Below are 14,293 nucleotides of genomic sequence, written 5' to 3'. Positions count from 1 at the left end.
TTTTTAGTAATCGAGTGTTCCTCATTCATCGATCCGCAGTGATGACAAGCCTTCGGCTTGTATGTCAATGTAGCTTGATAAACTAAGTAGTTCGTCTCTTTTATCTTTTCTTCGGGACAAAGATAATTATTTACATCAAAAATAATGTTTTCATCTTTAATATTTAGTGAATTTCGTATAATATGAGAGTGGGTCATGTAGATTCTCCTTTGATTGGTTTTCGTCGACTTAATTATAAGGGAATCTACTGGCCTTTTTCTATTGATATACAAAAAAACGTGCCAGCGAGTTCGTTAGAACTCACCAACACGATTAATTATAGAACCAAAAAAACGTGCCAGTGAGCTTTTAGAACTCACCAACACGATTAATTATAGAACCTTTTTTTATATTAGTTAGTTAAAATAACAGGCAATATGATTGGTCGACGTTCTGTTTCAGAGAAAAGGAATGATTTAACATCATCAATTAATTCATTTCTCATTTTATACTCGTTTAATTGCTTATGTTTAAACGAGCGTTGAATACTTCTAAAGGCTACTTTTTGAGCCTTTTGAATGAGTTCTTCAGATTCTCTCATATATATGAACCCTCTGGAAATGATATCAGGACCTGCAAGAACTTGTTTTTTATCTGCATCAATTGTAGCTACTATAACAACAAGACCGTTGTCAGAAAGTATTTTTCTATCTCTAAGAACAACATTTCCGATGTCCCCAATGCCGCTACCGTCAACGTACACGTCACCGGCTTCAACTTCACCAGCACGTCTCGCTGAGTTTTCAGTGAAGGCAAGAACTTCTCCATTATCTAAAATAAAACAATTATCTTTTTCTACGCCAGTTTCTTGAGCAATTTTTGCATGGATACGTTGCATCCGATGTTCACCGTGTATCGGAATAAAGTATTTTGGTTTCATTAATTGCAACATCAATTTTTGTTCTTGTTGCCCACCGTGTCCAGATGTGTGGATATTGTTTATTTTCCCGTGAACGACATTGGCGCCAGCTTCGAGTAGTTGATTGATAACTCGATTAACACTCATAGTATTGCCTGGAATGGGAGAACTTGAGAAAATAACATTGTCTCCAGGTTGAATAGAAATTTGCCTATGCGTTCCATTAGCAATTCTACTTAAGGCAGCCATCGGTTCACCCTGAGATCCTGTACAAAGGATTAAAACTTCATTAGCTTTATAATTTTTTATTTCGTTAGGATGAATAAATGTTCCTTCATCAGCATGAATATAACCTAATTCTTTTCCGGTTTCCAAGTTATTAACCATACTTCGTCCAAAAACGGCAACTTTTCTTCCAGTTCTATTAGCAGCTTCAATGGCTTGTTGTACTCTGGTGATGTTTGAGGCAAAGGTAGCGAATATAATACGGCCATCAATTTTATTAAATAAGTTTCGAATCGAATCGCCGACCATTCTTTCAGATTGAGTGAAATTAGGAATTTCAGCGTTTGTACTATCTGACAATAAGGCTAGAACGCCTTCTTCACCAATTTTAGCCATTTTATGAAGGTTTGCTGGTTCTCCTACTGGTGTGAAATCAAATTTGAAGTCACCGGTCTCTACAATATTTCCGTTTGGTGTTTTAACGACAATACCATACGCTTCTGGAACACTATGTGTTGTTCTGAAGAATGATACTTGAGTTTTTCTGAATTTAATAACCGTATCTTCATTAATTTCATTTAAAGTAGCGTCACGCAATAGATGATGTTCGTTTAATTTATTTCTGATCAAAGCTAGTGCAAGTTTACCTGCGTATATTGGAATATTTAATTCTTTTAGTAAAAAAGGTGTTCCACCCACATGATCTTCATGGCCATGAGTGATAAATAAACCTTGAATTTTATCTTTATTTTCAACTAAATATGAATAGTCAGGAATGACATAATCAATTCCTAATAAATCATCTTCAGGGAATTTTATCCCTGCATCAATCAATATGATTTCATCCTGAAATTGAATTGCATAGGTATTTTTACCTATCTCGTTCAGTCCACCTAAAGCAAATATGGCGGTTTCGTTATTTTTTATATTTGATTTCATTGTTAAACTCCCTTGTATTAGTATTAATTATAAAAATCTTACTTTGCAAAACTGTGATATATAAAATGGTATAGCAAATGTACTGTTTAAATAATCTCCGCTCGGTGCGTGGTGTAAGAAACCACTAATATAATCATTCTACCATACTGAAAAAGATAAGTATAGAATAAGGAAGTACTCGAAAAGGACGAGACGAACTCTAAAATTGATTTGTGCTTTACTAGTAAATTATATATAGTAGAAACTGACTATATATTGAAGGGACGTTTTGAAGTGGAAAATAGAAAGTTGTTTATCTTTGATCTTGACGGAACAGTTCTCAATGATGAAAAACAAATACCTTTAGAAACAAAAGAAGCAATTAAAGAGTTAAGTGAATCGTATGAAGTAGCTATAGCAACTGGAAGAAATCGATCAATGGCTAAAGAAGTGATTGAAGAACTAGGGATTTCTAATTATATCGTTTGTAATGGGGCAGCAGCTTACTCAAAAGATGAAATTATTTATACCAATTATTTAAATAAAGAAGATATGATAAAATTGGTAGAAGTAGCTGATTGTCATGAGCATCAGCTTGTTTATGAAACAATAGATGATTTAAAACGTCGTAATGAAATTCCTAATAAGCGTATGGAGAGTGGCATGGACTTTGTAGGCTTTGACGTTCCCGAGTATGAAAGAGATTACCACGAAAACCATTCGTTAGTTCAGTGTTTGTTTTTTATAACAGAAGAAGAAATGGCTATTTATAATGATAAATTTCCTCATTTCAGATTTGTGCGCTGGTATAAAGAAGGCGTTGATGTACTCCCAGCAAATGGTTCGAAATTCTTAACCATTGAAATTTTAGCTAATCATTTGGGGGTCAATTTAAATAATGTGATAGCTTTTGGCGATGGTATGAATGATATTGAAATGATTAAGCATGTAGGTATGGGTATTGCTATGGGGAATGCCGAAAAAGAAGTTAAAGATGTCGCTAACATGGTTACGGAATCTAATGAAAATAATGGTATCTCTAATGCTTTACGTAAATTAAACTATATTAAATAAATGTGAATGAAATTTGAATGAAATAAAAGAATTGAAGTTATGTGTTTTTTTACTATGGACAAATGTTAATAAATAAGTAATAATAAAAAAGAACGCGAAATTGGGGGTATAGCTCAGTTGGGAGAGCGCTTCGCTGGCAGCGAAGAGGTCATCGGTTCGAGCCCGATTATCTCCATTTTAGTTTTTTGAAGTCCTATGAACGTTGTTGTGACAAAGATTACACGACGAGGTAGGGCTTCTTTTTTTGTTTTTTTGCATAGTTTTCTTGCGCGTAAATGTATGTTCGTATATTTGAATATTGAAAAATAGCAAAAAGAGAGAGTACCTAATGATTATATTAGATACTCTTTTTTTGTTGTAAACACAATATGAAAGTGTGGATTCATATAAATTAAACTATTTCAAGGAGCGAAATGTATAAAAAAAGGTAAAATGTTTTCGTTGAAACGCTTACATTTTTGATATATACTCATAAATCAATAGTGAATGTCAAAGGAGGCGAAGAGATGTTGACTGATAAACAAATTAGTGACCTCGTACAGCTTTTAGAAGAATGTAAAGAAAATAATATGTCGCTTGGAATCGCCGAAGTTACAAGGTTAATTTATCCTCTTAGTAAAAAGGCAAAACAAGAAAAAACGACTGAGAAATAATTTTTTGTTCACATCTTGAAGTTTTTTTAAAAAAAAAATTAAAAATATGTTGTTCTCCTTTATATAAAAATGCTATTTTTATATAAGAAAGCTAGAAACTAAACACAGGGCATAGGGAGGACACGCTATGATTTTAAACAAAATAGATTATTTTGTTAGTTTTAAACCTGATTCACAAAAAATAAAATATGGCTTTTTTTGGAGCATCGTTCTTACTTTTGGATTACTTGCTTTTTTATTTAACACACCTCAAGAAATACTAAATGGTCAGATCGCTATATTACTATCACCATCGAATTTAGTCACTGATTATTTCGCTGTCTCAAATGTAGGAGCGACGTTATTTAATTCTGCTTTATTAACAGCGCATGCAATAGTAATAGTGAAATTGACTAAAGCACAGATAAATGGAGCTATAATTGCAAGTGTATTAACAGTCGCAGCCTTTTCTTTTTTTGGGAAAAATTTGTATAATTCCATGCCGATTGTTCTTGGTGCTTTTGCATATGCTTGGGTGACTCGAATGCCTTCTGAAAAATCTTTACTAGCGGCTTTATTTGGAACAGCGCTGGGGCCGCTTGTTAGTGAAATCTCATTTAACCTTGACTTATCCCTAATTCAAGGTGTTTTATACGGTTATATTGCAGGTTTTATTGCGGGCTTTTTGATTCCACCTATAGCCAATCATGTTGTAGATTTTACCAAAGGATTTAGTGTTTATAATGTTGGTTTTACATGTGGGATAATTGGAACATTATTTATTTCTATTATTAGGAGTTTAGGTAAGGAAGTTGAACCGGTATCTATTCTATCATCAGGGAATAATTTACCATTTACAGTAATCTTTTTAGTAATCTATACAATGATGTTGCTTATAGGATTGTTTCTTAATTCGTGGTCTTTTAAAGGCTACACTGAGCTTTTAAAGCATACTGGCCAATTATCAACGGATTTTTTGAAAACAAATGGATTCAATGTAACGTTAATTAATATGGCTTTGCTTGGTTTTATATCACTTGGTTATGTTCACCTCCACGGTGGCGAGCTAAACGGACCGGTTATTGGGGGGATTTTAACGGTAGTAGGTTTTGGAGCATTTGGGAAGCACATAAAAAATGTGATCCCTATACTGATGGGTGTCACGCTAATGGGATATATAAACGATTATGATATGAGTAGTACTGGTGTCATTACTGCAGGGTTATTTGGAACAACCATTGCACCGATTGCAGGGCGGTACGGACCATGGATAGGAATGTTGGCTGGCGCTTTTCACTTAAGTATCGTGAGTAATACAGATAATTTACATGGTGGAATAAATCTGTATAATAATGGTTTTTCTGGAGGTTTTGTTGCGGCCATTATGATTCCGTTACTTGTAGCTTTCCATTATCACAAAGAAAAAAGGAAGTTGCTTAGAGAAGGTGTAGACCCAGCCGAAGAGATAGAATGTAATAATTAATTTAATAAGAGACTTTTCAATAAGTATTATGCATCCTATACTTCATGAAAAACAACTCAACCTGACACCTAAAAAATTAGATGCCAGGTTGAGTTGTTTTTATTTATATTTTAAAAGTGAAAACAATAAATAAATTAGTGTTCAACTTTTCATTTTTTAAACGATTATTCTTCCTCGTATCCTAATACCTCTAAATCTTTTGGCAAAGCCATTGGGTTGTCAGAATCTATACGATCAAAAAACATTATTCCATTTAAGTGATCGATTTCATGCTGAATTACTATAGAAGGGAAATCTTTTAAACGTTTATTATGCTTATTGCCATCGGTATCGAAGTACTCGATACGAATGCGCTTATTTCTTGGTACATAGCCTTGCACCTCACGATCAACTGATAAACAACCTTCCCCTTCTGAAAGACATGTTTGCTTAACCGAGTGACTAATGATTCTAGGATTTATCAAAATATCACTAAATTGAGGGGCTGTATCTTCAGGTAAGTCTGAAGGGACGTGTACAGCAATCATCCGTTTCGAAACATTTAATTGTGGAGCTGCAATACCAACGCCAGGTCTTAACTCATATTTTTCAGCTATGTCTGTATCTTGACTATTTTTTAAAAAATCAAGCATTTCCATAGCTAGTTCTTTTTCATCATTAGTTAAAGGTAAAGTTACTGGCTCTGCTACTTTACGTAGAGTAGGGTGTCCTTCGCGAATAACATTTTTCATTGTTAACATATTATTTCCTCCTTATGCAAGTTCATTAGTATTTTAACAGTTTTTGCAGTTCTTTGCATCAGATATATTAAAATGTGGTGTATATGATTAGATATATCTTATTTTGTTAGTGATGGCATTCACATATCCTTGTTTAATAGTAATTTATTAGTACACCCGATATTTTTATGCTCTCTTATATAACAGTTTAAATGTCTGTGTTACTATGTTGTTGTTTTTTATAAAATATAAAAAAATAAAGGAGTATAACAGACTTATTGTATTTTGTATCACAAATATGTATGATTCCCTTTGCACCGGCGTTTGAAAGCTATCAACATAAATGTTTTTGCTTGCAATGAGATGAAAAGCATGATAGATTGTAAAAGGAATAGATAAAATTATAACAGTCTATATAAACTGTTACATTCAATTATACAAAGAGAGAGGAATGGGTAATCTATGGCAAAGCAACCAGTTGATTACGGGGCACTATTAAGTTCAATTGAAGCTTCGTTTCCGATGGTTCAAATTTTAGATAAAGACGGGAATGTTGTGAATAAAGACATTATGCCTGACTTATCAGATGATGAATTAGTAGAATTAATGAGAAGAATGGTGTGGTCACGTGTTCTTCATGATCGCTCAATGGCATTAGCTCGTCAAGGGAGATTAGGTTTCTACGCTCCAACTATGGGACAGGAAGCTTCACAATTAGCGAGTCATTTTGCATTTAAAAAACAGGATTGGCTATACCCGGGATATCGTGATATTCCACAGCTTATTCAGCACGGACTGCCAGTTTCTAAGGCTTTCTTATGGTCTAGAGGACATGCTGAGGGGAATAACTATCCTGAAGATTTACATGCAATGGCACCTCAAATCATCATTGGTGCACAATATATCCAAGCCATGGGTAATGCTGTAGGTCAGAAGTTCGCCGGAAAAGAAGACGAAGTCACATTTACTTACACTGGTGACGGTGGATCATCTCAAGGAGATGTCTATGAAGGTATGAACTTTGCTGGACGTTATAAAGCGCCAATTGTATTTTTCATTCAAAACAATGGTTATGCAATATCCACTCCTCGTGAGAAACAATCATCAGCTGCAACATTGGCTCAAAAAGCTGCTGCAGCTGGAATACCAGGCGTTCAAGTGGACGGAATGGATCCACTAGCAATGTACGCAGTAACTAAGCAAGCACGTGAGTGGGCAGCTGCTGGAAATGGTCCGGTATTAATCGAAACAATTACATCTCGATTTGGACCGCATTCAACTTCTGGAGATGACCCTACACGTTACCGTGAACAAGAATCTTTCGATTACTGGGAGCAAAGAGATCCGCTTATTCGTTTCCGTAACTATTTGAAAGAAAAAGGTTTATGGACTGACGAAACAGAGGAAGAATTAATCGAAAAAACTAAAGAAGAAATTAAACAGGCTGCAAAAGAAGCAGACCAAGCTCCAAAAATGAAGATTTCAGACTTTCTGAAAAATATGCATGGTGAACCTGGTCAGAATACAGTTGATCAGATCAAGGAATATGAAGCAAAGGAGAGTAAATAATCATGGCGAATCTCACAATGATTCAAGCAATCACAGAAGCTCTTGATCAGGAAATGTCTCGTGATGAGAAAGTCCTGTTATTCGGTGAAGACGTAGGTAAAAACGGTGGGGTTTTCCGTGCTACTCAAGGCCTTTTTGACAAGTATGGTGAAAACCGCGTTAATGATACGCCACTTGCAGAATCAGGAATTGGTGGTATGGCTTTTGGTTTAGCAGTTCAAGGATTTCGTCCAGTCATGGAAATTCAATTCTTCGGTTTTATATTTGAAGTCATGGATTCTATCGTTGGTCAAATGGCACGTACACGTTACCGTACGAGTGGTAACTTAAATTTACCTGCCGTTATCCGCTCGCCATTTGGTGGTGGTGTTCATACGCCAGAAATGCATGCCGACAGTTTGGAAGGATTAATGGCTCAGTCTCCAGGACTTAAAGTTGTTATCCCATCTAATCCTCATGACGCAAAAGGACTATTAACGTCTGCCATTCGTGATGAAGATCCTGTTGTATTTCTTGAGCACATGAAATTATATCGTTCTTTCCGTGACGAAGTTCCTGAAGAACAATATACTGTTCCACTTGGTAAGGCTGCTGTTGCCAAAGAAGGTAGTGACGTTACAGTCGTTGCTTATGGCTATATGGTAAGAGAAGCACTAAAAGCAGCTGAAAAACTAGAAAAAGATAACCTATCAGTTGAAGTTATTGACTTACGTACAGTATCTCCAGTAGATTACGAAACAATCATCAAATCTGTAGAAAAAACAGGCCGTATGGTTATGGTACAAGAAGCTCAACGTCAAGCGGGTGTTGGAAATACAGTGATTTCTGAAGTATCTCAGCGTGCTATCTTATCATTAGAAGCACCAATTAACTTTGTATCCGCACCAGATACTGTTTATCCATTTGGTCAAGCAGAGAATGTTTGGTTACCAAATGCCAAAGATATTACTAAAGCAATTAAAGAAACAACTGAATTTTAATATAATGATTTAAGTTGTTACTGAAAAATTAAAAAGATTAATTTGACATTCCAAAAATAGATGTTTAGAAGGGAAGGAAATAACAATGGCTTTTATATTCAAACTCCCTGATGTTGGAGAGGGCATGGCTGAAGGCGAAATTGTCAGCTGGTTAGTTTCAGAAGGAGATACTATTGAAGAAGGAGATTCAATTGCTGAAATCCAAAATGATAAATCAGTTGAGGAATTAGCATCTCCAGTAGATGGTACAATTAAGAAATTCTTAGTAGAGCCAGGCACGGTTGCTTCTGTGGGAGATCCAATTGTAGAAATCGATGCAGAAGGGCACGAAGAAGATACTGATAGCGCTACTGCAGAAACTGAGGAGACTTCAGAAGAAGTTGAATCTAACCCTGCAAAAGAAGACGCGGTAGAAGAATCAAGCTCAAACAAGCGTGTTCTTGCAATGCCATCTGTTCGTCAGTTTGCACGTGATAAAGATGTGGATATCAACTTAGTTCAAGCTACGGGCAAAGGCGGTCGTGTTACGCGTGAGGATATCACTAACTACCTTGAAGGTGGACAAACGACCGTTGAAGAAGAAGTAGCAGTAGCTGAAGAAAGCGAAAAAAGAGAATCAAAACAAGCAACATCTGTTGTATCTAAAGATGTTAAACCATTTAGATCTGGTCGTTCTGATGAAGAAACAAGAGAAGAAATGTCTACAACACGTAAGGCAATTGCTAAGGCAATGGTCAACAGTACAACGACAATCCCTTCTGTTGCGTTGTTTGACGAAGTAAATGTAACTAAATTAATGGAACACCGTACAAAATTCAAAACAATCGCAGCTGAAAATGATGTTAAACTAACATTCTTACCGTATGTTGTTAAAGCAATTATTTCTGTAATGAAGAAATTCCCAGCGCTTAACTCATCAATCGATGATACAACAGATGAAGTGGTTTACAAAAACTACTTCAACATTGGTATAGCTGCTGATACTGAACAAGGTCTCTATGTACCTGTTGTTTCAGACGCTGATAAAAAATCAATGTTTAACATTGCTTCTGAAATTACTGAATTAGGAACTAAAGCTCATGAAGGTAAATTGAAATCAAGCGATATGGCTGATGGATCAATTTCAATTTCTAATATCGGTTCTGTTGGTGGCGGTTGGTTCACACCAATCATCAATCATCCAGAAGTTGCTATTTTAGGTGTTGGACGTATCGCTAAAAAAGCAATCGTAAATGACCAAGGAGAAGTTGAAGCGGCACCAATGCTTGCATTGTCACTAGTCTTTGATCATCGAGTAATCGATGGCGCTACTGGCCAAAAAGCAATGAATGAATTAAAACGCCTCTTAGCAGATCCTGAGTTATTATTAATGGAAGGATAAGGTGATTCATAAATGGTAGTAGGAGATTTCGCAATTGAACTAGATACAGTAGTTGTTGGTTCGGGTCCTGGTGGATATGTTGCAGCTATTCGTGCTGCACAAATGGGCCAAAAAGTAGCTATTGTTGAAAAAGACGCTATAGGCGGTGTGTGCTTAAACGTAGGATGTATCCCTTCAAAGGCACTAATTACTGCTGGTCATAAATATCAAGAATCACTTGATTCATCTATATTCGGTGTAACAACTGAAAATGTTGAAATTGATTTCAAAAAAACACAAGAATGGAAGAACAACCAAGTTGTCAGTAAGTTGACAAAGGGTGTTGAAGGCCTTCTTAAAAAGAACAAAGTTGAAATTTTACGTGGGGAAGCCTTTTTCAATGATGAAAACACTATGCGTGTTATGACTGAAGATAGTGCTCAAACGTATTCCTTTGAAAACGCAATTGTTGCAACGGGTAGTCACCCAATTGAAATTCCAGGATTTAAATTCAGTGATCGTGTACTAGACTCTACTGGTGCATTGAGCTTAACTGAAATACCTAAGAAGATGGCTATTGTTGGTGGAGGATACATCGGATCTGAATTAGCTGGTGTTTATGCTAATTTGGGGACTGAAATAACTATTTTAGAAGGACTTCCTTCAATCTTAAATGGTTTTGACAAAGATATGGTCAAAATTGTAGAGAAAAATTTCAAAAAACGTGGCGTTAATATCATTACTAACGCAATGGCAAAAGAATCAAAGGTTAAAGAGGATGGCGTATCTGTAACATATGAAACAAATGGTGAAGAACAAACACTTGATGTAGACTATGTATTAGTTACAGTTGGACGTAAGCCAAACACAGAAGACCTTGGGCTTGAACAAGCAGGCGTTGAGATGGACGAACGTGGTTTGATACAAGTAAACAGACAAGGACGAACAAGCGTTGAAAGTATCTACGCTATTGGTGATGTTGTGCCCGGTCCTGCCCTTGCACATAAGGCTAGTTACGAAGCTAAAATAGCTGCTGAAGCTATCTCAGGTAAAAAAGTTGCTGTAGATTACCGTGCTTTACCAGCAGTCGCATTTACAGATCCAGAGATTGCGTCAGTAGGTTATACTGAAAGTGAAGCAAAAGAGCACGAATTAGATATCAAAGTTACTAAATTCTTCATGGGTGGTAATGGTCGTGCTTTGTCATTAAATGCTACAGAAGGCTTTATTAGACTAATAACAACTAAAGAAGATGATGTTATTATAGGCGCTCAAGTCGCTGGAGTCAGCGCATCTGATATCATAGCTGAACTTGGTTTAGCTATCGAGAGTGGTTTAAATGCGGAAGATATCGCATTAACAATCCATGGACACCCTTCACTTGGGGAAGTAGTTATGGATGCCTCAGAAGCTGCTTTAGGTCTACCTATACACATGTAAAACACTTCAGAACTGGAGATTCTCTAAGCTTATGCCTAGGATCTCCAGTTTTTTTTACAAGTGTCGTGTTATTGAAAAACTCTAGTTTAGAGCTATGAAATGAGGAATTAGTATGATGGAAGAAAGACTAAATAGAGATAGAGCAATTAAAAAATGGATCTTTGAAATAAGTCAGAATATCAAGAATGAACAAAAGTCTAACTTAAAGGTTGAACAGAAGACGACACCTAATGATTTAGTAACTAATATGGATAAGTGGGTTGAAAAAGAATTAATTGAAAGAATACGTAGGGGATATAAGAATGATCGCATAGTAGGTGAAGAGGGCTTCGGGGATACTGTGAGTGAAATGCATGGTACTGTTTGGTTGGTGGACCCCATCGATGGCACATTAAATTTTGTGTTACAGAATGAAAACTTTGCTTTGATGATAGCTGTTTATGAAGAGGGAATGCCTGTACAAAGTTATATTTATGATGTTCCTTTAGACAGGTTGTATACAGCAATTAAGGATATAGGCGTTACTTGTAACGAGCAACCGATAGAACCACCTAGTAATCGTTCTCTAGGAGAAGGACTGCTAGCTACTAACTCGAGTATATTAACAAAGGACAGATATAAAGATATTCGAAAAGTGACTAGAAAAAGTTTAGGTCTAAGGCTGATTGGTTCTGCTGGCTTAGAAACAGTTGAGGTAGCTAAGGGAAGTATCGTGGCTTACATAGCTACCAATTTGAAGCCTTGGGATGTTGCACCGGGAATTTTATTTATGGAGGAGCTTGGCTTGAAGGCTACACAATTTAATAATGAGCCGATAAATTTACTAGATAACAATGATATTGTTTTTGCCGTTCCTAAAGCTCACAAAGAAATAATGGCTATTATAAATTAATAAGCAGGTTTAACTTGTAATTAAGTTTATATTACTGTTATAATACCTTGTGCGACTATATAGAATAATTGGAGAGCATTTATTCTTGAGTGTGAATCTATCAAGAATAAGTGCTTTTTATGATGAACGTAATGAAAAGTTCTATGAAACGGTTGGCAGATTAATTAGATTCTATAAGTATCGAATTTGGAGGAATAAAATGAAAATTAGAGAAGATATAAGAAACGTTGCAATTATAGCACACGTTGACCATGGTAAAACAACTTTGGTGGACGAATTGCTTAAGCAGTCTGAGACATTAGACGCCCATAACGAATTGAATGAAAGAGCCATGGACTCGAATGATATTGAAAAAGAGCGTGGCATAACTATTCTTGCGAAAAATACAGCTGTAAAATATAAAGACCACAACATCAATATATTGGACACGCCTGGACACGCCGACTTCGGTGGAGAAGTTGAGCGTATAATGAAAATGGTGGATGGGGTTATCCTTGTCGTTGACGCATATGAAGGAACCATGCCGCAAACACGCTTTGTTCTAAAAAAAGCACTTGAAATGAAATTAATACCGATAGTTGTTGTTAATAAAATAGATAAGGAAACCGCTAGACCCGCAGAAGTTGTTGACGAAGTTGTTGACTTGCTTATCGAATTAGATGCAGATGAAGACCAACTAGAATTCCCTGTTATTTATGCATCAGCTATCAATGGGACAAGTAGTATGTCTGACAAAGCAGAAGATCAGCAAGATACAATGGAACCTGTTTTCGATAGTATTTTAAAAGAGATTCCTGCACCTATTGATAATAGTGATGAACCATTACAATTTCAGGTTTCTTTACTTGATTATAACGATTACGTTGGACGAATCGGTGTTGGTAGAGTCTTCCGAGGTAAAATAAAAGTCGGAGACAACGTTACATTGAGTAAGCTAGATGGCTCTACAAAGAATTTCCGTGTAACAAAATTATTTGGTTTCTTTGGACTTGAGCGAATGGAGATTGAAGAAGCAAAAGCGGGCGATTTGATTGCTGTTTCAGGATTTGAAGATATCTTTGTAGGAGAAACAGTGACACCAGCTGATCACGTTGATCCTTTACCAATACTCCATATTGATGAACCTACGTTACAGATGACGTTTTTAGTTAACAATTCGCCATTCGCAGGTAGAGAAGGTAAATGGATAACTTCTAGAAAAATTGAAGAGCGCCTTATGATGCAGTTACAAACGGATGTATCTTTACGCGTAGAGCAAACAGAATCACCTGATGCTTGGGTTGTCTCTGGTAGAGGAGAATTGCATCTTTCTATCTTAATTGAAAACCTACGTCGTGAAGGTTTTGAACTACAAGTATCAAAACCAGAAGTCATCGTAAAAGAAATTGATGGTGTAAAATGTGAACCTTTTGAACGTGTACAAATAGATACACCTGAAGAGTACATGGGTTCTGTTATAGAGAATCTAAGTCAGAGAAAAGGTGAGATGCAAGACATGGTTCACACGGGGAATGGCCAAGTTCGTTTGACATTCCTAGCTCCTGCTCGTGGATTAATTGGTTTTACTAATGACTTTTTATCTATAACACACGGCTATGGCATTATGAACCATACGTTTGATCAGTATTTACCGTTAATTCAAGGTAAGACAGGTGAGCGTCGTTATGGAGCACTTGTTTCTATGGAAAATGGCGCAGCTACTACGTATAGTATAATGAACTTGGAAGACCGTGGGACAATTTTTGTTGAACCGGGAACAGAGATATACGAAGGTATGATTGTCGGTCAACATAATAGAGATAATGATATTGCTGTAAACGTCACAAAAGAAAAACAAAAGACTAATGTTCGTTCGGCTAATAAAGACCAGACAAATGTTATCAAGCGTCCACGTGTTATGACTCTTGAAGAATCCCTGGAATTTCTTGCTGACGATGAATTTTGTGAAGTAACACCTGAATCTATCAGACTAAGAAAAAAAGTTCTAAATAAAAATGAACGTGAAAAAGCAGCTAAGCGTTCAAATAAAAGCTAAAGTTTAGTTTAAATAAAATAGTTAACTTTAATATTAGCGCGTTTTCAACGAATATGAACCTGTTAAAA

At 36.1% G+C, this 14,293-nt stretch carries 11 protein-coding genes, 1 tRNA gene and 1 pseudogene; 10 read left to right on the top strand and 3 right to left on the bottom strand.

Annotated features, from left to right (window positions below; all coding sequences use genetic code 11):
• Positions 1-197, bottom strand: a pseudogene (locus BMX83_RS10765) (hypothetical protein); the annotation flags it as partial.
• A gap of 194 nt (positions 198-391) precedes the next feature.
• Complete coding sequence (gene rnjA / locus BMX83_RS06580; RefSeq protein ID WP_091634996.1) at positions 392-2,062, bottom strand: ribonuclease J1; 1,671 nt, start codon at positions 2,060-2,062, stop codon at positions 392-394.
• Between the two features lie 273 nt (positions 2,063-2,335).
• Between rnjA and BMX83_RS06575 the strand changes: the two genes are divergently transcribed.
• The 4 genes from BMX83_RS06575 (at position 2,336) to BMX83_RS06565 (ending at position 5,230) form a co-directional block, all read left to right on the top strand.
• Positions 2,336-3,115 (top strand): Cof-type HAD-IIB family hydrolase, encoded by a 780-nt coding sequence (locus tag BMX83_RS06575; RefSeq protein WP_091634993.1) that lies wholly within the window; start codon positions 2,336-2,338, stop codon positions 3,113-3,115.
• A 102-nt stretch (positions 3,116-3,217) separates the two neighbouring features.
• Positions 3,218-3,290 (top strand) — tRNA-Ala (locus BMX83_RS06570).
• Positions 3,291-3,621: 331 nt separating this feature from the next.
• Positions 3,622-3,768 (top strand): hypothetical protein, encoded by a 147-nt coding sequence (locus tag BMX83_RS10920; RefSeq protein ID WP_177170527.1) that lies wholly within the window; start codon positions 3,622-3,624, stop codon positions 3,766-3,768.
• A gap of 127 nt (positions 3,769-3,895) precedes the next feature.
• Positions 3,896-5,230: a DUF1576 domain-containing protein gene (locus BMX83_RS06565; protein ID WP_091634990.1), complete on the top strand. Its 1,335-nt coding sequence runs from the start codon at positions 3,896-3,898 to the stop codon at positions 5,228-5,230.
• A gap of 164 nt (positions 5,231-5,394) precedes the next feature.
• Here BMX83_RS06565 and def read toward each other — a convergent pair whose 3' ends face one another.
• Complete coding sequence (gene def / locus BMX83_RS06560; protein ID WP_091634987.1) at positions 5,395-5,970, bottom strand: peptide deformylase; 576 nt, start codon at positions 5,968-5,970, stop codon at positions 5,395-5,397.
• A 441-nt stretch (positions 5,971-6,411) separates the two neighbouring features.
• Here def and pdhA point away from each other — a divergent pair, with 441 nt between their 5' ends.
• From pdhA to typA, 6 genes are all read left to right on the top strand, one after another.
• Positions 6,412-7,518: a pyruvate dehydrogenase (acetyl-transferring) E1 component subunit alpha gene (gene pdhA, locus BMX83_RS06555; RefSeq protein ID WP_091634985.1), complete on the top strand. Its 1,107-nt coding sequence runs from the start codon at positions 6,412-6,414 to the stop codon at positions 7,516-7,518.
• A gap of 2 nt (positions 7,519-7,520) precedes the next feature.
• Positions 7,521-8,498 (top strand): alpha-ketoacid dehydrogenase subunit beta, encoded by a 978-nt coding sequence (locus BMX83_RS06550; RefSeq protein WP_091634982.1) that lies wholly within the window; start codon positions 7,521-7,523, stop codon positions 8,496-8,498.
• Positions 8,499-8,583: 85 nt separating this feature from the next.
• Positions 8,584-9,879, top strand: a complete 1,296-nt coding sequence (locus BMX83_RS06545; protein WP_091634979.1) for a 2-oxo acid dehydrogenase subunit E2 — start codon at positions 8,584-8,586, stop codon at positions 9,877-9,879.
• Positions 9,880-9,891: 12 nt separating this feature from the next.
• Positions 9,892-11,298, top strand: a complete 1,407-nt coding sequence (gene lpdA, locus BMX83_RS06540) for a dihydrolipoyl dehydrogenase (protein ID WP_091634977.1) — start codon at positions 9,892-9,894, stop codon at positions 11,296-11,298.
• 112 nt (positions 11,299-11,410) lie between these two features.
• Positions 11,411-12,190 carry an inositol monophosphatase family protein gene (locus tag BMX83_RS06535; RefSeq protein ID WP_091634974.1) on the top strand — a complete coding sequence of 260 codons (780 nt, stop codon included), beginning with the start codon at positions 11,411-11,413 and terminating at the stop codon, positions 12,188-12,190.
• 199 nt (positions 12,191-12,389) lie between these two features.
• Positions 12,390-14,225, top strand: coding sequence for a translational GTPase TypA (typA, locus tag BMX83_RS06530; protein ID WP_091634972.1), 1,836 nt, complete (start codon positions 12,390-12,392; stop codon positions 14,223-14,225).
• Positions 14,226-14,293 lie beyond the last annotated feature (68 nt).

The sequence above is a fragment of the Alkalibacterium gilvum genome, assembly GCF_900109085.1.
In the GTDB taxonomy this organism is placed as follows: Bacteria; Bacillota; Bacilli; order Lactobacillales; family Carnobacteriaceae_A; genus Alkalibacterium; species Alkalibacterium gilvum.
The sequence above is the reverse complement of the archived record's forward strand: the minus strand, read 5'-3'. Positions and strand labels throughout refer to the sequence as shown.

What these genes read in the sequence shown, in the direction of transcription:
- BMX83_RS06535 (WP_091634974.1), top strand. Translation starts at nt 11,411, where the DNA reads ATGATGGAAGAAAGACTAAATAGAGATAGAGCAATTAAAAAATGGATC.
- BMX83_RS06545 (WP_091634979.1), top strand. Translation starts at nt 8,584, where the DNA reads ATGGCTTTTATATTCAAACTCCCTGATGTTGGAGAGGGCATGGCTGAA.
- pdhA (WP_091634985.1), top strand. Translation starts at nt 6,412, where the DNA reads ATGGCAAAGCAACCAGTTGATTACGGGGCACTATTAAGTTCAATTGAA.
- BMX83_RS10920 (WP_177170527.1), top strand. Translation starts at nt 3,622, where the DNA reads ATGTTGACTGATAAACAAATTAGTGACCTCGTACAGCTTTTAGAAGAA.
- typA (WP_091634972.1), top strand. Translation starts at nt 12,390, where the DNA reads ATGAAAATTAGAGAAGATATAAGAAACGTTGCAATTATAGCACACGTT.
- BMX83_RS06565 (WP_091634990.1), top strand. Translation starts at nt 3,896, where the DNA reads ATGATTTTAAACAAAATAGATTATTTTGTTAGTTTTAAACCTGATTCA.
- lpdA (WP_091634977.1), top strand. Translation starts at nt 9,892, where the DNA reads ATGGTAGTAGGAGATTTCGCAATTGAACTAGATACAGTAGTTGTTGGT.
- def (WP_091634987.1), bottom strand. Translation starts at nt 5,970, where the DNA reads ATGTTAACAATGAAAAATGTTATTCGCGAAGGACACCCTACTCTACGT.
- BMX83_RS06550 (WP_091634982.1), top strand. Translation starts at nt 7,521, where the DNA reads ATGGCGAATCTCACAATGATTCAAGCAATCACAGAAGCTCTTGATCAG.
- rnjA (WP_091634996.1), bottom strand. Translation starts at nt 2,062, where the DNA reads ATGAAATCAAATATAAAAAATAACGAAACCGCCATATTTGCTTTAGGT.